Annotated in this window: 18 protein-coding genes; 11 read left to right on the forward strand and 7 right to left on the reverse strand. The window is 59.1% G+C overall.

All coding sequences use genetic code 11. The features are described from left to right. The first annotated feature begins 116 nt into the window (after positions 1-116). Positions 117-992, forward strand: coding sequence for a Tim44 domain-containing protein (locus HU762_RS03860; protein WP_186633215.1), 876 nt, complete (start codon positions 117-119; stop codon positions 990-992). Positions 993-1,133: 141 nt separating this feature from the next. After that, positions 1,134-1,541, forward strand: a complete 408-nt coding sequence (locus HU762_RS03865; RefSeq protein ID WP_003187120.1) for an SMI1/KNR4 family protein — start codon at positions 1,134-1,136, stop codon at positions 1,539-1,541. A gap of 22 nt (positions 1,542-1,563) precedes the next feature. On the opposite strand, the gene HU762_RS03870 is transcribed toward HU762_RS03865, so the two are convergent. Further along, on the reverse strand, positions 1,564-3,327 hold the full coding sequence (locus HU762_RS03870; RefSeq protein WP_186633218.1) for a cation:proton antiporter: 1,764 nt from the start codon (positions 3,325-3,327) through the stop codon (positions 1,564-1,566). Positions 3,328-3,584: 257 nt separating this feature from the next. On the opposite strand from HU762_RS03870, the gene HU762_RS03875 reads away from it, so the two are divergent. Continuing rightward, complete coding sequence (locus HU762_RS03875) at positions 3,585-4,070, forward strand: acyl-CoA thioesterase (protein WP_186611335.1); 486 nt, start codon at positions 3,585-3,587, stop codon at positions 4,068-4,070. A gap of 56 nt (positions 4,071-4,126) precedes the next feature. On the opposite strand, the gene pdxY is transcribed toward HU762_RS03875, so the two are convergent. After that, positions 4,127-4,999, reverse strand: a complete 873-nt coding sequence (gene pdxY, locus HU762_RS03880) for a pyridoxal kinase PdxY (RefSeq protein ID WP_186633221.1) — start codon at positions 4,997-4,999, stop codon at positions 4,127-4,129. Positions 5,000-5,117: 118 nt separating this feature from the next. On the opposite strand from pdxY, the gene HU762_RS03885 reads away from it, so the two are divergent. Further along, positions 5,118-5,540 (forward strand): DUF3301 domain-containing protein, encoded by a 423-nt coding sequence (locus HU762_RS03885; protein ID WP_186633224.1) that lies wholly within the window; start codon positions 5,118-5,120, stop codon positions 5,538-5,540. Between the two features lie 12 nt (positions 5,541-5,552). Here HU762_RS03885 and HU762_RS03890 read toward each other — a convergent pair whose 3' ends face one another. Continuing rightward, a complete protein-coding gene (locus HU762_RS03890; RefSeq protein WP_186633227.1) occupies positions 5,553-6,518 on the reverse strand; it encodes a CobW-like GTP-binding protein in 966 nt (321 codons plus the stop codon). Positions 6,519-6,547: 29 nt separating this feature from the next. Between HU762_RS03890 and HU762_RS03895 the strand changes: the two genes are divergently transcribed. Continuing rightward, the gene (locus tag HU762_RS03895) at positions 6,548-6,901 is read left to right on the forward strand and encodes an NADH:ubiquinone oxidoreductase (protein WP_186633230.1); all 354 of its coding nucleotides are present in this window, start codon (positions 6,548-6,550) and stop codon (positions 6,899-6,901) included. Here the strand turns inward: HU762_RS03895 and HU762_RS03900 are convergent. Further along, entirely contained in the window at positions 6,898-7,539 is a 642-nt protein-coding gene (locus tag HU762_RS03900; protein ID WP_186633232.1) for a DUF1826 domain-containing protein, read from the reverse strand. The genes HU762_RS03895 and HU762_RS03900 overlap by 4 nt on opposite strands. Continuing rightward, entirely contained in the window at positions 7,539-8,747 is a 1,209-nt protein-coding gene (zigA, locus tag HU762_RS03905) for a zinc metallochaperone GTPase ZigA (protein ID WP_186633235.1), read from the reverse strand. The genes HU762_RS03900 and zigA overlap by 1 nt, the downstream gene beginning before the upstream one ends. 163 nt (positions 8,748-8,910) lie before the next feature. Between zigA and HU762_RS26675 the strand changes: the two genes are divergently transcribed. From HU762_RS26675 to HU762_RS03925, 5 genes are all read left to right on the forward strand, one after another. Then, positions 8,911-9,306 (forward strand): glutamine synthetase, encoded by a 396-nt coding sequence (locus tag HU762_RS26675; protein ID WP_238340349.1) that lies wholly within the window; start codon positions 8,911-8,913, stop codon positions 9,304-9,306. 114 nt (positions 9,307-9,420) lie between these two features. Further along, complete coding sequence (gene folE2 / locus HU762_RS03910) at positions 9,421-10,317, forward strand: GTP cyclohydrolase FolE2 (RefSeq protein ID WP_186633238.1); 897 nt, start codon at positions 9,421-9,423, stop codon at positions 10,315-10,317. After that, positions 10,314-10,982, forward strand: a complete 669-nt coding sequence (locus HU762_RS03915) for an ATP-binding cassette domain-containing protein (protein WP_186633241.1) — start codon at positions 10,314-10,316, stop codon at positions 10,980-10,982. Before folE2 ends, HU762_RS03915 begins: the two co-directional genes overlap by 4 nt. After that, positions 10,982-11,848, forward strand: a complete 867-nt coding sequence (locus HU762_RS03920) for a metal ABC transporter permease (protein WP_186633244.1) — start codon at positions 10,982-10,984, stop codon at positions 11,846-11,848. The genes HU762_RS03915 and HU762_RS03920 overlap by 1 nt, the downstream gene beginning before the upstream one ends. 11 nt (positions 11,849-11,859) lie before the next feature. After that, the gene (locus HU762_RS03925; protein WP_186633246.1) at positions 11,860-12,735 is read left to right on the forward strand and encodes a metal ABC transporter substrate-binding protein; all 876 of its coding nucleotides are present in this window, start codon (positions 11,860-11,862) and stop codon (positions 12,733-12,735) included. 70 nt (positions 12,736-12,805) lie between these two features. Here HU762_RS03925 and HU762_RS03930 read toward each other — a convergent pair whose 3' ends face one another. Continuing rightward, positions 12,806-13,327: a DUF3617 domain-containing protein gene (locus HU762_RS03930; RefSeq protein ID WP_186611323.1), complete on the reverse strand. Its 522-nt coding sequence runs from the start codon at positions 13,325-13,327 to the stop codon at positions 12,806-12,808. Between the two features lie 140 nt (positions 13,328-13,467). On the opposite strand from HU762_RS03930, the gene cls reads away from it, so the two are divergent. Beyond that, positions 13,468-14,907, forward strand: coding sequence for a cardiolipin synthase (gene cls / locus HU762_RS03935; RefSeq protein ID WP_186633249.1), 1,440 nt, complete (start codon positions 13,468-13,470; stop codon positions 14,905-14,907). Here the strand turns inward: cls and cfaB are convergent. Next, complete coding sequence (gene cfaB / locus HU762_RS03940) at positions 14,904-16,091, reverse strand: C17 cyclopropane fatty acid synthase CfaB (protein WP_186633252.1); 1,188 nt, start codon at positions 16,089-16,091, stop codon at positions 14,904-14,906. The two genes, cls and cfaB, sit on opposite strands and share 4 nt — an antisense overlap. Positions 16,092-16,163 lie beyond the last annotated feature (72 nt).

Below are 16,163 nucleotides of genomic sequence, written 5' to 3' on the forward strand. Positions count from 1 at the left end.
AGCCGAACCTGAACCTCGGCTGTCATGCAAAAGCCCGAAACACTCTGCCGCTAGCCAGCAACAGCTCACCTGTGCAACATGGGCCGCGTGCTACTCACAAATGGGAATGCCTTTATATGAAACGTTTTCTTAGCATCGCCATGGCGCTGTGCATCGGCCTGACGATGGCAATCGACGCCAATGCCGCCAAGCGTTTTGGCGGTGGTAAAAGTTCGGGCGCGGCCCCGACTCACCAGACCAGCCAGATGGCGCCGTCCTCTGCGGCCGGGTCCACTGCTGCCACCGCAGGCGCGGCCGGTGCCGCAGGCGCTGCCACCAAGGCCAGCGGCGCATCGCGCTGGCTCGGCCCCCTGGCCGGTATCGCCGCCGGTGGCCTGCTCGCCTCCATGTTCATGGGTGACGGCTTCCAAGGCATGCAGATCTTCGACATCCTGATCATGGCGGTCATCGCCTTCCTGGTCTTCCGCTTCATTGCCGCTCGTCGTCGCAAGCAGCAAGAGCAACTGGCTCCAGCCGGCCACGCGCCAATGCAGCGTGAGGTGTTCAACCAGCCGCCAGCCAGCGGTTCGATTTTCGGTGGTTCAGCAGCGCCTGTGGCCGCTCGTCCGGTCATCAATGCGCCGGCCTGGTTCAACGAAGAACGTTTCATCGAAGCGGCGCGTAGCCACTTCATGTCCCTGCAGCAACATTGGGACGCGAACGAAATGGACAAAATTGCCGAGTTCGTGACCCCGCAACTGCTGGAGTTCCTTAAGCGCGAACGTGCCGAGCTGGGTGATGGCTTCCAGTCCACCTATATCGACAATCTGCAAGTGCAACTGGACGGCGTCGACGATCGCGCCGACAAGACCATCGCCACCCTGACCTTCAGCGGTTTGTCGAAGGATTCTCGCTTCGACAAAGGCGAAGCGTTCAGCGAAAGCTGGAACATGGAACGCGCCCAGGGCGATGACCAGCCCTGGATGGTGGCCGGGATTCGCCAGAACGGTTGAACCTTTGCCCGTTTTGCATGTTGAAATAAAAGAACCCCGGCTCAGGCCGGGGTTTTCTATTTTCGCGGTTGCATCTATAGCGAGCTACTGTATAAACCGCTCCATGTAAAACCGCGCCATCGAGAAAGAGGATCCCCGGACGTGGAAGAAATCATCGAACAATTGCGTGAAGCCAACGAGCCCGTACCGGTCCCGCTGGAGCTGCCCGACGAAGATTTGCTGGTAGAGATCGAAGAGCAGCTGTTCATCGATATACCGTTCGTGTTCAGGGAGTTCTTGCTGACGGTCAGCGACGTTGTATACGGCAGCCTGGAACCGGTAACCGTTACCGACCCGCAATCCCACACCTACTTGCCGGATGTAGCGGCAAATGCCTGGGATGCTGGCGTGGACCGCAGCCTGATTCCGATCTGCCAGGACGGCGACGATTACTATTGCGTCGAAGAGGACGGCACCGTGGTGCTGTGGCAGGCCGAAGAAGAACTGATCGCCGAGGAAACCTGGGAATCGGTCTGGCACTGGGCGCGGGACGTCTGGCTGGAAAGCTGATCCGCCAGACGCCTGCCGTCGGTCAATGCCCGGAGGATTCCTTGTGATTGTCCAAGGTTTCCAGCAACGCCACCTGCATACGCGTGTGAAGGCGCACGAACCAGCGCCAGAGCAGCGCCGCCACGGCAAGCGCCACCACGGCGATCAATACCAGCAACTTGTTGGTCGGTAGAATACTGGCCGACAAGGCTGCCAACAGCAGGAAAATCACTAATAGCGAAAGAATGGGGATCACTTCGGCAATCACCCGACGGACGCGGTGAGTGTGACGGCCGGCCATTTCCGGCTTCACACCCAGCTCTGCCAGCAACATCGACAACGCCTTGAGCTTGCGATACGCAGCAATCAGGAACGGCAGTGACAACAGCAATGCCCCGCCCCAGATCAATGCTTTCTGCCAGCTTGGATCGCTGATCCAGGCTTGCAGATACGTTGACATCCACTCGGCGAAATAGCCGCCAGAAACAAAAATCGCGATCACCAACGCCAGATTGACGCCCACCTGCAACAAAATCCGCCGGATCATAGCCGCCACCAGCGCACCCTCGCCTTGGGGTTGGATGCTGCGCAACCATTCGCCATACATGCCTAGCACCCGTGTCAGCCGTTGCGGCATCACCGTCGCCAGTTTTACAGATAAGGGGTCCGCAGCACGGATAAGGTAAGGGGTGGACAGCGTGGTCAGCACCGAGACGGCGACGGCTACCGGGTAGAGGAAATCGCTGGTGACCTGCAATGTCATCCCCAGCGAGGCGATGATGAAGGAAAACTCGCCAATCTGCGAAAGCCCCATCCCGACGCGCAGTGAGGTACGTCCATCGTTACCGGCGATAAAAGCACCAAGGCCGCAGGACAACATCTTGCCCAACACCACCGCTACGGTGATCACCGCGATGGGCCAGGCATATTGCAGCAGAATCGCGGGATCGAGCATCAAGCCGATGGCGACGAAAAAAATGGCGCTGAACAAGTCACGCACCGGCTCGACCAGTCGCTCGATCTTCAACAGCTGCCGGGATTCGGCCATGATTGCACCGATCAGAAACGCTCCCAGTACCATGCTGTACTCGAGCTTTACCACCAGCAGGCAGAAGCCGAAGCACAAGCCCAACACGGTGATGAGCAGCATCTCATTGCTGTCGAATTTCGCCACATAGGCCAAGAGCCTCGGCACCAGCAAAATGCCGATCACCAGGGCGACGATCATGAACAGCGACAACTTGCCCACCGTCGAAAAAACTTCGCCGGAGCTGACCGTGCCGCTGACGGCGATGCTCGACAGCAGGGCGATAATGCCGATGCCAAGGATATCCTCGACAATCAGGACACCGAATATGAGCTGCGCGAAGCGCTCGTTTTTCATCTTCAGGTCATTGAGGGCCTTGACGATGATCGTCGTCGAGGAGATTGCGAGGATAGCACCGAGAAACAGCGAATCCATGGTGCTCCAGTCGAACCAGCGACCTATCTCGTAGCCGATCCAGATCATCAGCACGATCTCGAGGAACGCAGCGATGAATGCCGTGGCCCCCACCTTGAACAACTTGCGCAGGCTGAACTCCAGGCCCAGGCAAAACATCAGGAAGATCACCCCAAGCTCGGCCAGGGTCTTTATTGTGTCTTCGTCATGGATGAACCCGAACGGCGGTGTGTGCGGGCCGATGATGAAGCCTGCGACGATGTAGCCCAGCACCACCGGTTGTTTGAAACGATGAAAGAGTACGGTCACCAGCCCCGCAGCCATCATGATAATCGCCAGGTCTTGGATGAAACTGATGGCATGCATATACGAGGCTCCCTGTTCAAAATGACTCATCGTTTGTGGATAAGTCCGTTTCCTTTGTAGGAAATGCCCTTGCGAGAGGCTTTTGAAGGGTAACACCGCGACTTCTGGCAGAAAGACGGTGCAATATATCGAAACAGATCCACCGAAGCGTGACGGCAACTGCGGGCGCAACGTCCCGATATCGGTGGTTTTGGAATGATCCGCCAGCGTCCGCAGAGGCGCACTCCCGATTGGCTGCCTTGAACCGTGAGAATGTTATGGAACCCGGAAACGCCCAGCTGTCGATGACGGTATTGATGACCCCCGATATGGCCAACTTTTCTGGCAATGTCCATGGCGGCACGTTGCTCAAATACCTCGACGAAGTCGCCTACGCCTGTGCCAGCCGTTACGCGGGGAGGTATGTGGTGACGCTGTCGGTCGACCAAGTAATTTTTCGCGAGCCCATTCACGTTGGCGAGCTGGTGACGTTCCTCGCGTCGGTAAACTACACCGGCAATACCTCGATGGAAGTTGGCATCAAGGTCGTGACCGAAAACATTCGTGAACGCTCGGTCCGCCATACCAACAGCTGCTTTTTCACCATGGTTGCGGTAGATGACCAGCGCAAGCCCGCGCCCGTTCCTCCCTTGCAGCCGCAAAATGGCGAGGAAAAACGCCGTTACGAACAAGCCCAGCAACGGCGTCAGATCCGCCAGGAGCTGGAGCGGCGTTATCAGGAAATCAAGGCAGACGGGCCTTGATAGGGCTGTCCGAAATCAATGTGGGAGCGAACTTGCTCCCACATTGATTTTTTTGGTCATAGGCTGATCGGCACGGCTTCGAAGCGCACGCGCGGATGAGCGATTCGATCCTGGGCGCGAACCAACTGCAGCTCGTAGCTTGCACACGCCTGGGTTTCCAGCAGCACTTCGTGTACCGCCGCAGCGGTGAATTCGAAAGCCGCTACCAGGCTGTCCCCCAACAATAGCCGCGCCAGGAACAACCCCGAGGTCAGGTCGCCAACCCCCACTGGCTGGCGGGGAAACGCCAGCAACGGGCGGCGCAGATGCCAGCTGCCATCAGCTGTCACCAGTAGCATTTCGAAGCTGTCGTCTGGCTTGCCGAGATAAGCCAAGTGCTTGACCAGCACTACCTTCGGTCCACGGGCCAACAGCGCGCGAGCCATGGCCAGGCAATCGAGTAAGGATAGCGCCTTGCGCCCGGAAAAGCTGTCCAGCTCCAACTGGTTCGGACACATGATGTCCGCCACGGCGGCCGCCTCTTCCAGCAGGAACTCGCTCACCTCGGGCGCCACGATGCAGCCTTTCTCCGGATGCCCCATGACAGGGTCACACAGGTACAACGCCTTGGGATTGCATGCCTTGATCCGCGCTACGCCCGCCAGAATCGCTTGCCCCTGGGCGGCGCTGCCCAGATAACCAGACAGCACCGCGTCGCAATTGCCCAACTCGCCAATCGCAGCGATGCCCTCTACCAGAAGCGGTATCTGGGCCGGCGCAAGCACTTCTCCGGCCCACTGTCCGTACTGGGTGTGATTGGAAAACTGCACGGTGTTGAGCGGCCAGACATTTACCCCAACCCGCTGCATCGGAAATACGGCAGCGCTGTTGCCGGCGTGACCAAATATCACATGGGACTGGATGGCAAGCAGATGAGGCGTACGTTTCATGCGGCAGGTTCCGTAAAACGAATGAAATTCAAGCCGCGCAGTATGCGACTAAACACAGCCTGTACGACAGACCGGCGAGACAGTTAAGCTGACGGCAACTTGTTGGAGCACCTCGTTCATGCTGACCCTTGGAAACATTTTCGTGCTGATGCTGCTGGCTACCGGTGGCGCTTGGCTGTGGCACAACCATGGCTTGCGCGAACGGGCCTTGGCAAGGGTCATGCAACATTGCGCCAACCTCAAGATCGAGTTGCTGGACGGTAACGTGGCGCTGCGAAAGATCGGCTTCGTAAAGGACGCTAGCGGGCGACGACGGTTGGCACGGATCTATAATTTCGAGTTCACGGTGACGGGAGAGACCCGTCATTCGGGCACCATCACCCAGTTCGGGGCGCACAGTGCACACATCGAACTCGCGCCCTACCCCATGCCGTTCGAAGAGACGCCGCCACCGCCGATCGAGTCGGTCCAGACCCGCCCCAGGGCTGAAGTCATCGAGCTGAGCCAGTGGCGCCAGGAGCACAACAAGTGGAAGCCCTGAAATAAGACGGGCTCAGGGAAGGCGACAACTCGCCAGGCCTGCTTGAAGCGCTTGCGGGTCTTGTGGCTCGGAGAAAATCAGTTCAATTCGCGAATCCTGCCGCCACTCGCTTGCTTGCCATTCCAACGTCCCGCCTTCCAACGCATTGGCTGAAACCCAACCGCCATCGCTGTGGATGACCATTTTCGCCCGCTCCCAGGTGGCGCCTTGCACCCATCGAGACACCGCCGCCACGTTGAATCGTTGGCTCTGATGCCAGCGCCATCCGATGCTCCATCTCTCGCCCTGTTGCTGATAAAGGCAAATCGGCGACGTCGGGTCACTCCAAATGGCAGGCATCTGCCCGAGGCTTTTGGGCAGCGCCAAGTTACCCACTACACCGTTGCCGCGAGAGCCAAGGCCAGGCAATCGATCGACAGGCAACGCAGCCTGGTGCGTCCAGTACAACCCAACCTCCGGCAGCTGCGCAGAGATGCGCTGGCGATCGGTTTCGGTCAGGCCTTCGGATTTGTTCAATAGCAATAAACCGGCATCAGCCAAGACCTGTCGTTGCGCATCAGGCAATGGCTTGCCATCAGCCAACGCTCGGGCGTCCAGCACCAGCACGCAAGGCTGGACCGCCAGTACACCGAGCCAAGGCGCCTGGTTCAGCTGCCGCAACAATTGCGCAGGATGACCCAGCCCGGAAGGTTCGATGAACAGACGGTGTGGGCGCGACTTGCGCAACAAACGGCCAAGGCCAATCTGAAACGGCGCGCCGTTGACGCAACACAAACAGCCCCCGGCCACTTCGCCCAGTGCGATACCATCGGCAGCCTGGCTCAGCAGCGCGGCGTCCAGGCCGATCTGACCGAACTCATTGATCAACACCGCCCAGCGTTCATCAGCCGGGCGCTGGGCCAGCAATTGCCTGATCAAGCTGGTCTTACCTGCCCCCAAGGGCCCGGCAATGACATGGGTGGGAATGTTCTGCAACATGATCGATAGTTTTTCGACGGAGGTTAACGATGCGAATGATTGGCTGGTTGTTGCTGGCCCTGACTTCGAACCAGGCCATGGCCCAGGCTTGCGTGGTGCACAGCCAGGCTGAGCGGCTCGATGTCAAAGTCTGCCAACAAAACCGCAACATCCCGCAGAAGCTGTTCGCCGACGGTTTCTGCCAGCCAAGCCTGGCCGGGCAGAAAGTCGACGTGCAGTACGTCGAACATTGCCCCCGCGGCGCCTTTGGCATCTGCAGCAACGCCCAGGTCGCCAATATGCCTTATCGCCAGGACATTCACTATTACGGCGTGGCCACCGACTCGGCTTACCTGAAACCCTTTTGTGAGAGCAAAAGCCAAGGAACCTGGCTCAAGCCTTAGGCCAGCCAATCCAGCGAGAGGATCAGCCGACGGTCGCCCGGCGTCGGTTGCGGTGAACGGTGGATCAGTCCGAACCCTTCATTGCCGTGCCATTTTTCACCTTTGAGCAGCGCCACTTCGCCGCTGCACATCTGCTGGATCATCTCCGGGTCGTCAGGCTCGGCGTCAGGCTGGCCCAGCCGCCGACGGTCCATACCGCCCTCCATCAGCCACTGACTACCGACACCGACGTACGTAGTGATCAGTCGAACCGGTACATGATCGACGTGAAAACGCGGGCACATCGCCGAATCCAACGCTCGCAAGCGCACGCCTACGCGTCGGGCGCCCAGCAGGCACGAAAACGCGCTGACCAGCCAGGCCACGTCCGCGACAAAACCCTCATATCCCTGCAGATCGCTGAAACCTGCAGCAAGACCGTGCAGCGTCGGCTGGGTGTCTTCATCCGGCATGTCGAGAACCATCGACTCGGCCACGGACTGGTTCATCGAAACCACCATGGCCGCGAAGTCACTAATATGCGCCGGGAGCTGGCGCTGCCAGACCGCCAGGTTGATGTCATCATCCAGAATCTGCGCCAAGGTCAGCGGGGTATGCCCGTGAACCTGCCGCACCTGTTTCAAACGAGTCGCCAGCATCACGCCGCAACCTCGTCATGCCAGGGACCGAACGGGTCCGGCAAGTGACGCCAACCTTCTACCCCCAGGCTCATCTCCGCGTCGGTGAGCAGGCAGGCGTCCAGTTCGGAGGTGAGCAGGGAAAAATCTATATCCTGACCGATGAACACCAGCTCCTGGCGGCAATCGCCGGTGGTCGCCAGCCAGTTTTTCATGATGGCGGCAGTGTCCTCCTCGTCCTGCGGCCATTGACCTTTGGGCACAAATCGCCACCAGCGTCCGGCGAAGCCGTGGCGCATCAGACCGCCGGCTTGCGACCAACTGCCGGCCTCCTCGTGTTTGCTCGCCAGCCAGAAAAAACCCTTTGAGCGCAACAGCGTACCGTTGGTCCATGGGCGATCGATAAAGCTGAAAAACCGTTGCGGATGGAATGGACGGCGGGCGCGGTAAGCCGTCGACGCGATGCCGTATTCCTGGGTTTCGGGCACATGCTCGCCGCGCAGCTCCCGCAGCCAACCGGGCGCCTGCGAGGCGCGCTCAAAGTCAAAACGGCCGGTGTCGAGGATCGTTTCCAGCGGTACCTGGCCCATGGCCATTGGAACAATCTGCGCTTGGCTGTTGAGACGCTTCAAAATTGCCGTCAGTTCTTCCCGTTCGTGGCGGCTGATCAGATCGATCTTGCTGATCAGGATCACGTCGGCAAACTCGACCTGTTCAATCAGCAAATCGGTGATAGAGCGCTCGTCTTCTTCCCCGAGGGTTTCGCCCCTTGTCGAAAGGTTCTCGGCGGCTTGGTAATCCTTCATAAAATTCACACCGTCGACCACGGTGACCATGGTGTCGAGCCTCGCGACATCGACCAAGCTGCGACCTTCTTCATCACGAAAGGTGAAGGTCTCGGCCACGGGCATCGGCTCCGAAATACCGGTGGACTCAATCAGCAAATAATCGAAGCGCCCTTCCCTGGCCAGCTTGCCGACTTCTATCAACAAGTCTTCACGTAGCGTGCAGCAGATACAGCCATTGCTCATCTCCACCAATCGTTCTTCGGCCCGATTGAGAGTGACATCTCGCTGAACTTCGCTGCCATCGATGTTGATCTCGCTCATATCGTTGACGATCACTGCGACGCGCAGATTATCGCGATTGCGCAAGACGTGATTAAGCAAGGTACTTTTACCGGCACCGAGGAATCCGGAAAGCACGGTGACTGGGAGGCGCTTGGGCATCAGGTTTATCCTCATCAGGGCGGCGGCCGCTGGCGACGTCGTTTTGGCGTGTCACGGCTCGTTTTCAGGCTTTGGTTCGGCCAAGGTCTGCTTTGTTGATGTTATACTATAACCATAAACGCAACCTTTCCAACTTCCCTCCTGCCGCTTGAGAGTGAAATCCATGCATAACCTCTGTCGGTTGCTGATCGCGGGGTGCTTGTTGTTGCTGGTCGCCCCAGGCGTATCCGCGCAAGATCCTCTGTTGGCGAAATGCACCCGCAGCGCCAATGTGCTTGCTTGTGTGGATGCACAAGGCAACGCCTATAGCGTCTTAACGGCTGGAAATACGATTTATCTGCGCGGATTCGAGGTATCAGGCCGTCGCTCTTGGGCCCAAACAAACAGCCGCTACGGGCAGCTAACTTTTTTCACGGGATTGGCTTCAAATGGCGAAGCTTGGGTTGGATACAGTCGTCGCGTGGGCTGGACGACTATCAATCGTTTCTCCAGCTCTGGGGGCAGCGCTGGGAGATTCGTGTGCGGGCGAATCACGGGCTGCCAGGATTCGGCGCGCTGATGTTTCACGTGGAACGACCAGCCGCGGTGGATGAAACTCTGTTCATAAAAAAGGATTCGTCGCTTTCATTGTTATACTATAACATTAAAACCGAGCCCCTGATGGATCTTGAAAATGAACGCGTTAACTCTGCCGGATATTGCGGCACAGCCCTCTCGCCAAGCTTTGCCTCTGGAGTGGGTAGGCATGTGCGGCATCGCGGTGCCGGTATTGGTAAACGGCCAGCGGTTGAATGCAACGGCCGACGCGGGTGTCAGCCTCGACGACGGCGAGGCGCGTGGCATCCATATGTCACGCTTGTATCTGGCATTGCAGATGCTAGAAGAGGCCCCGCTCTCTCCGGTCCTTTTACGTCAAATCCTCCAGCAATTTCTCGTTAGCCATGATGGCCTGTCCCGTAGCGCTTCCCTGACTTTGCACACTGACTTGTTATTAAAGCGCCCCGCGCTGGTCAGCCCACTGGCCGGCTGGAAGCGTTATCCAATCGCCATCGAAGCTCAGCTGAAAAACTCAGTGTTCCACGTGGAACTCGAAATTCAGATCCCTTATTCATCGACGTGCCCTTGCTCTGCGGCGCTGGCGCGGCAGTTGATCCAGCAACAATTCGTCGACGATTTTGCCAACAAAGCCCTCGAGCATGCGCAGGTGCTGGCTTGGCTAGGCTCAACGAAAGGCATCGTTGCTACCCCTCATAGCCAACGCAGCGTGGCCACCCTTGCCGTGCGGTTGACCCCCAACGTCGCCGAGCTTCCGTTATTACCGATTATCGATGAGGCCGAAAAAGCCCTCGGCACCGCCGTACAAACCGCCGTCAAACGCGCCGATGAGCAAGCGTTCGCCCTCGCCAATGGCCAAAACCTGATGTTCTGCGAGGACGCTGCGCGTCGATTGAACAGGGCGCTAAGAAGCGTGCCTTCAATCACTTCATTCGACGTACGAGTGGTTCATGCCGAAAGCCTGCATGCCCATGATGCTGTTGCACGAAGCCATTGGAACGGGGAGCAATCATGATCCGATGCCGAGACCTACGCTGGGGCGCGCCCGGACAACCCCTGACGCCGCCCCTTCATATGGAGCGGTCGGAAGGCAGTCTGACGGCCATTATCGGCGCGAACGGCGCGGGGAAAAGCAGCCTGCTGAAAGTCATCGCCGGGCTGCAAAAGCCCCTGTCGGGAAGCGTGCTAATCAAGGTTCCACGGCGCGGCGGCGTGTCATTTCTGCCCCAGCAGCAACATCTGGACCGGCAGTTTCCCATCAGTCTTCAGGAATTGGTGGCCGCTGGCTCCTGGGGCTCAAGACATGCTCCAGCCACACGAAATCAGCGACTCAAGGCTGTCCTGGACGATTGGGCTTTGAGCGGTCTTGAGCAGCGGCCGCTAATGGCGCTCTCGGGAGGCGAGCTGCAACGTGCCCTGCTCGCCCGCTTGAGCCTGGCCGAAGCGCCGCTTTTACTACTCGACGAGCCCCACGCGGCCCTCGACGAACAGGGCCAGACGTTGCTGTGGAAACACATTCATCAATGGCATCGCGAGGGGCGCACCTTGGTGGTGGTCTGCCACGACTTGGCTGCGGTACACCGACACATCCCTCACACATTGTTGATCAGACCCACCGGATGCGAGTTGGGTCGCAGCGCCGATCTCATCGCCCAGCCCACTTACACACGGGTGGCTTGATGCTCGCCGCAGCTCAACTCTGGCTACCCTTCCAGGAATTTGTCTTTATGCGTCGAGCCTTGCTCGGCGGCCTGATGTTGGCGTGCAGCACGGCGCCGCTGGGAGTGTTCCTTATCCTAAGGCGCATGAGCCTGATCGGCGATGCAGTGGCTCACGGCATTTTGCCAGGCGCAGCCCTCGGCTTCTGGTTCGCCGGGCTGAGCTTGCCAGCCTTGACTCTGGGCGGCCTGGGCGCTGGCCTGAGCATGGCCGGGTTGGCTGCCTGGATCACCCGACGTACCGGCCTGCGGGAAGATGCCAGCCTGGCGGCAATCTATCCAATCTCCTTGGCCGCGGGCGTGTTGATTCTCGGCATGGCCGGTAAACGCCTGGACTTGCTGCACTTATTGTTCGGCTCGGCACTGGCCGTGGACGGCCCGACACTCACCGGGATGCTCTGGGTTTCTGCGGCCAGCCTGGCCGCAATGGCGCTGATCTATCGTCCCCTGCTGCTGGACACCCTCGACCCGCTGTTCCTGCAAACCGTCAGCCGTCTCGGGCCGTTGGCCCATGGCGTATTCCTGACCCTCGTGGTGCTCAATCTGGTGATCGGCTTCCAGGCGATCGGCGCATTGATGGTTGTTGGCCTGATGATGCTGCCAGCGGCCGCTTCGAGATTCTGGAGCCGTCGCTTGCCCATGCTGATAGGGGTCGCGGCACTGCTCGGTTGTCTGTCGGTATGGCTGGGCCTGCTGCTGTCGTTCTATCTGTCGCTGCCCAGCGGGCCGGCCATCGTCCTGGTGGCGGGCGCGTCTTATCTGCTGTCCGTGGTATTCGGTCCGGTGCACGGTTTGCTGCGCCGCCCGCCCCTGCTTACATCCCAATGAGGTGTTTCCCGATGCGCGTCCTGTTTCTGATATTCAGCTTGATGCTGTCCATGTCCTTGTCTGCCGCAGAAAAGCTCCACGTGGTCACCAGCTTCTCCATCCTGGCCGACATGACCCAACAGGTCGGCGGCGAACACGTCAAGATCATCAACATGGTGGGACCGGACGCCGATGCGCACACCTACGAGCCCACGCCGGACGACGCCAAGGCACTGCTCGCGGCAAAACTGATCATCAAGAACGGACTGGGCTTCGAGCCGTGGCTGGACCGCCTGGTCACCAGCACTGAAACCAGCGCCCCGGTGATCAGCGCCAGCCGTGGCGTGATCCCGCGTTCGCTGGATGAAGATGGCGAGACCATCCCCGACCCGCATGCCTGGCATAACCTTGCCAATGCCGAACTGTACGTCAGCAATATCACCAAGGCGCTGGTAGCCGCCGATCCGGCCAACAAGGCTGACTACGAACGCAACAGCCAGACTTACCTGAAGAAGATCTACGCCCTGCTCGCCGAAGCCAAGACCAAGTTCGGTGCACTGCCTCCGGGCAATCGCAAGATCGTCACGTCTCACGATGCGTTCGGTTACCTGGGCCAAGCCTATGGCATCGACTTCATGGCGCCCCAAGGCTTGTCCACTGAGCGTGAGCCATCGGCGGCGGAAGTGGCCGCCCTGATCACTCAAATTCGCCAGGCGAAAGTCAAAGCGGTGTTCATGGAAAACATCAAGGACGCACGTCTGCTCAAGCAGATCGCCGACGAAAGCGGCGCGCACATTGGCGGCACGTTGTACTCCGACGCCCTCGCCGCCAGCGGCCCCGCCAGTACCTTCACCGGCCTGTTCGAGTACAACCTCAACACGCTTTACGAGGCATTGAGCCGGCCTTGATCGGCTGGGCTAGCAATACGCAACCCGACGGGAGCGAACGCCCTCGTCCCAGGGGCTGGTTTGAAACAGGTCAAGCCCTCGGCTTGACCGTGCCGCAATCCTGCCCCAGCCACACGGCTCGAGTGTCGAGGCTACCGTTCTGCTGGATCCCAGTGGCGTTGAACGTGCCGTTGACCTTAGTGGTGAATTCCCGATCGCTCTGGAATGTCGCGATACCGTTGCCCTGGGCTTTAGGGCAACTGAAGCGAAACTTCCACTGATTGCCGGTTCGCTCGGTGATCTGTTGTTTGCATCCCGATTGCGGGTCCTGCAATGGAATGTCGTTGGTCTGGACCTGTGCCGGAGTCAGGCACACCCGAATGCCCTTGCCGCCCATGGTAATGCCTTGCTTCTCGAGCATTGCCCGCTGCTCCGGCGTCATCTGGCCTTGCAGCTGGCCGAGGATCAATTGCAGGTCCGGCAGGTTCTGGTTGTCGACTTTCATATTGCTTGTCGTCAATTCCCACAGGCCCGGTTGAAGCATCTGCGCCTGAGCCGCCACAGGAACCGACAAGCCAACGGCCAAGGCCAAACCCAGCAGACGAACTTTCATTGCAAAAACTCCAGAGGACAAGTGGCCGTTAGACGTCTTCCACAGACTTCGGTTCAGGCTCGGGGCGAGTGAATTAAATAGCGACATTCGCGATGGAACATGGTCTGTTAAGCATCGAACCTCAGGAGCATGGCTGTCCCATGGATTATTTTGGCCCGCATGTTTTTGGTTACCTGATCGCGCTGCTCCACACCCTCGGTTCCATTGCCGCCGTTCATGCGGTGCTTACCGTGCGAACCGCCCAAGGCTCGATCGCCTGGGCCCTGTCACTGGTGTTCATTCCGTACCTGACACTGATTCCCTACCTGGTTTTTGGTCGCAGCACCTTCGACGGTTACATCAAGGCGCGCCGGCAAGCCAACGAAGAAATGCGCAAGGCGATCTCTGAATTGAATTGGCGCCCCTGGGTCGAAGAAGCGCTGACCGCCCGCGCGTCCCAGGCTTATGCTTCGTTACGGGCGATGCCTAAATTGGGCCGGGCACCGTGCCTGGCGAACAATCAGGTGCGGTTGCTGGTAGACGGCCAGGTAACGTTCGAGGCTATTTTCCAAGCCATTGAACATGCCAGGGAAGCGGTGCTGGTTCAATTCTTCATCATCCACGACGACCGTCTCGGACAACGCCTGCAAGCATTGCTTTTAAAGAAAGCCGCCGAAGGCGTGGCGGTGTATCTGCTTTATGACCGTATCGGCAGCCATTCCCTGCCCCACCGTTACGTCCAGGCGCTGCGTGACGGCGGTGTCCACGTGAAGGCGTTCGCCACTCGCAGCGGCTGGCTCAACCGGTTCCAGGTCAACTTTCGCAACCACCGCAAGATTGTCGCTGTGGACGGCGTCCTGGGCTTCGTCGGCGGCCACAATGTGGGCGATGAATATCTGGGTGAAAAGCCTCCCTTGGCCCCCTGGCGCGATACCCATGTCGAAGTCCGCGGCCCCGTTGTGGGCAGCATGCAGGAGTCATTTGCCGAAGACTGGTTCTGGGCCGCTCGCTCGTTGCCGCCGTTGATCCTTCCGGACACTTATCCAGAGGGCGGCGTGCTCTGCCAGCTGTTGTCCAGCGGTCCGGCCGATGCCTACGAAACCTGCTCGCTGTTCTTTGTCGAGGCCATCCACGCCGCAAGCGAGCGGGTCTGGATTACCACGCCGTATTTCATACCCGACGAAGCAGTGTTTGCGGCACTGCGCCTCGCGGTCCTGCGCGGGGTGGATGTGCGCATCCTTCTACCGTCGCGGCCGGACCACAAGATTGTCTACGCCGCATCCAGCCTCTATGCCTTCGAAGCGGTTCGGGCCGGCGTGCGGGTGTTCCGTTATGAGCCAGGCTTTTTGCATCAGAAAGTTGTCTTGGTCGACCGGGAAATAAGCGCCATCGGCAGCGCGAACCTGGATAACCGTTCGTTCCGATTGAATTTCGAGGTGATGCTCCTGACGGTGGATGCCGCCTTCGCCAGCGAAGTGGAGCAAATGCTGGAAAACGATTTCGCCCAAGCCCACGAAATCGCCAAACAAGAAAGCCGGGAGACCCACCGCCTGCAGAAAGTCGGCATGCGGATCGCCCGGCTCATTTCCCCGATCCTTTAAGGGATGTAGATGTCGTCGCGGGTCCAGGGCAACTCATGGCTACCATCGGCATGGGCCTTCACCGCGAGAATCTGGTGCAGGTTGATCCAACCCTTGGCAAACGCATAAGCGCAGCCGGCCAAGTAGAGTCGCCAGATTCGCAGCGCCTGTTCAGGCACTTCCCTGGAGGCGGCTTCGAGGTTGTCTTCGAGGCGCTCGCTCCAATGGTCGAGCGTGCGCGCGTAATGCATGCGCAGGCTTTCCACGTCGACGATTTCCAACCCTGCTTCGCTGATCTCGGCAGAGATCATCGACAGGTGCGGCAGTTCACCGTTGGGGAACACGTACTTCTCGATGAACTCACCCGCGCCGCGACCGACCGGGCGGCCGTCGGTGTGCTTGGCAGTAATCCCATGGTTCATTACCAGGCCACCCTCGCGAACGGCGCCAAACAGCGTCTTGCAGTACTGCGCCAGATTGGCGTGCCCTACGTGCTCGAACATACCGACGCTGACCACTTTGTCGAAGCGACCGTCCTGGGGCAGGTCTCGGTAATCCATCAGCTGGAGCTCAACTTGATCCGCCAGCCCTTGCGCGTTGACCCGCTCGCGGGCCAAGGCCAGTTGCGCGTTGCTCAGGGTGATGCCGAAAACCCTGGCGCCGAATTCGCGCGCCGCGAAGCGGGCCAACCCGCCCCATCCGCACCCGACGTCCAGCAGATAGTCGCCCGGTTGCAGGCGCAACTTGCGGCACAGATGGCGGAACTTGGCTTGCTGCGCTTGTTCGAGGGTTTCGCTGCCGGTTTCGAAATAGGCGCATGAATATGCCATGTCGCTGTCGAGCCAGAGCTGATAAAAGGCATTGGATAAATCGTAGTGGTAGGAAATCGCCTTGGCGTCGGTTTCCTTGTCATGGACCGAGCGCATCGGCAAATGACTGTCGTCGTCTTTCAACAAGGCCTGGCTCAACTCGTCGCAGACCCGAATGACTTCGTTGATCGAGCCCTCGAGTTCAAGTTTGCCTTCGACAAATGCCGCTCCCAATGCGTCCAGGCTGGGATGGGTGAATTGCGCAACCATTTGTGGGTCCTTGACCACAATCGTGACGCTGGGGTCGGCACCCAGCGTGAACTCATTACCGTCCCAGAGCCGCAGCCGAAGCGGAAGATGCAGATTCTGTAAGGCCGGTGGAAGGTGAGCGAGCATGAAGAATCCCCCCTTGTTTCAGACGTCTGAAATGAGGGTAGACCATCGTAGAAAAATAGTAGGCTATCGAAT

Source organism: Pseudomonas sp. SWRI92 (genome assembly GCF_014268685.1).
In the GTDB taxonomy this organism is placed as follows: Bacteria; Pseudomonadota; Gammaproteobacteria; order Pseudomonadales; family Pseudomonadaceae; genus Aquipseudomonas; species Aquipseudomonas marvdashtae.

What these genes read in the sequence shown, in the direction of transcription:
- HU762_RS03925 (WP_186633246.1), top strand. Translation starts at nt 11,860, where the DNA reads ATGCGCGTCCTGTTTCTGATATTCAGCTTGATGCTGTCCATGTCCTTG.
- HU762_RS03930 (WP_186611323.1), bottom strand. Translation starts at nt 13,327, where the DNA reads ATGAAAGTTCGTCTGCTGGGTTTGGCCTTGGCCGTTGGCTTGTCGGTT.
- folE2 (WP_186633238.1), top strand. Translation starts at nt 9,421, where the DNA reads ATGAACGCGTTAACTCTGCCGGATATTGCGGCACAGCCCTCTCGCCAA.
- HU762_RS03875 (WP_186611335.1), top strand. Translation starts at nt 3,585, where the DNA reads ATGGAACCCGGAAACGCCCAGCTGTCGATGACGGTATTGATGACCCCC.
- pdxY (WP_186633221.1), bottom strand. Translation starts at nt 4,999, where the DNA reads ATGAAACGTACGCCTCATCTGCTTGCCATCCAGTCCCATGTGATATTT.
- HU762_RS03900 (WP_186633232.1), bottom strand. Translation starts at nt 7,539, where the DNA reads ATGCTGGCGACTCGTTTGAAACAGGTGCGGCAGGTTCACGGGCATACC.
- HU762_RS03915 (WP_186633241.1), top strand. Translation starts at nt 10,314, where the DNA reads ATGATCCGATGCCGAGACCTACGCTGGGGCGCGCCCGGACAACCCCTG.
- HU762_RS03920 (WP_186633244.1), top strand. Translation starts at nt 10,982, where the DNA reads ATGCTCGCCGCAGCTCAACTCTGGCTACCCTTCCAGGAATTTGTCTTT.
- HU762_RS26675 (WP_238340349.1), top strand. Translation starts at nt 8,911, where the DNA reads ATGCATAACCTCTGTCGGTTGCTGATCGCGGGGTGCTTGTTGTTGCTG.
- zigA (WP_186633235.1), bottom strand. Translation starts at nt 8,747, where the DNA reads ATGCCCAAGCGCCTCCCAGTCACCGTGCTTTCCGGATTCCTCGGTGCC.
- cls (WP_186633249.1), top strand. Translation starts at nt 13,468, where the DNA reads ATGGATTATTTTGGCCCGCATGTTTTTGGTTACCTGATCGCGCTGCTC.
- HU762_RS03895 (WP_186633230.1), top strand. Translation starts at nt 6,548, where the DNA reads ATGCGAATGATTGGCTGGTTGTTGCTGGCCCTGACTTCGAACCAGGCC.
- HU762_RS03870 (WP_186633218.1), bottom strand. Translation starts at nt 3,327, where the DNA reads ATGCATGCCATCAGTTTCATCCAAGACCTGGCGATTATCATGATGGCT.
- cfaB (WP_186633252.1), bottom strand. Translation starts at nt 16,091, where the DNA reads ATGCTCGCTCACCTTCCACCGGCCTTACAGAATCTGCATCTTCCGCTT.
- HU762_RS03890 (WP_186633227.1), bottom strand. Translation starts at nt 6,518, where the DNA reads ATGTTGCAGAACATTCCCACCCATGTCATTGCCGGGCCCTTGGGGGCA.
- HU762_RS03885 (WP_186633224.1), top strand. Translation starts at nt 5,118, where the DNA reads ATGCTGACCCTTGGAAACATTTTCGTGCTGATGCTGCTGGCTACCGGT.
- HU762_RS03860 (WP_186633215.1), top strand. Translation starts at nt 117, where the DNA reads ATGAAACGTTTTCTTAGCATCGCCATGGCGCTGTGCATCGGCCTGACG.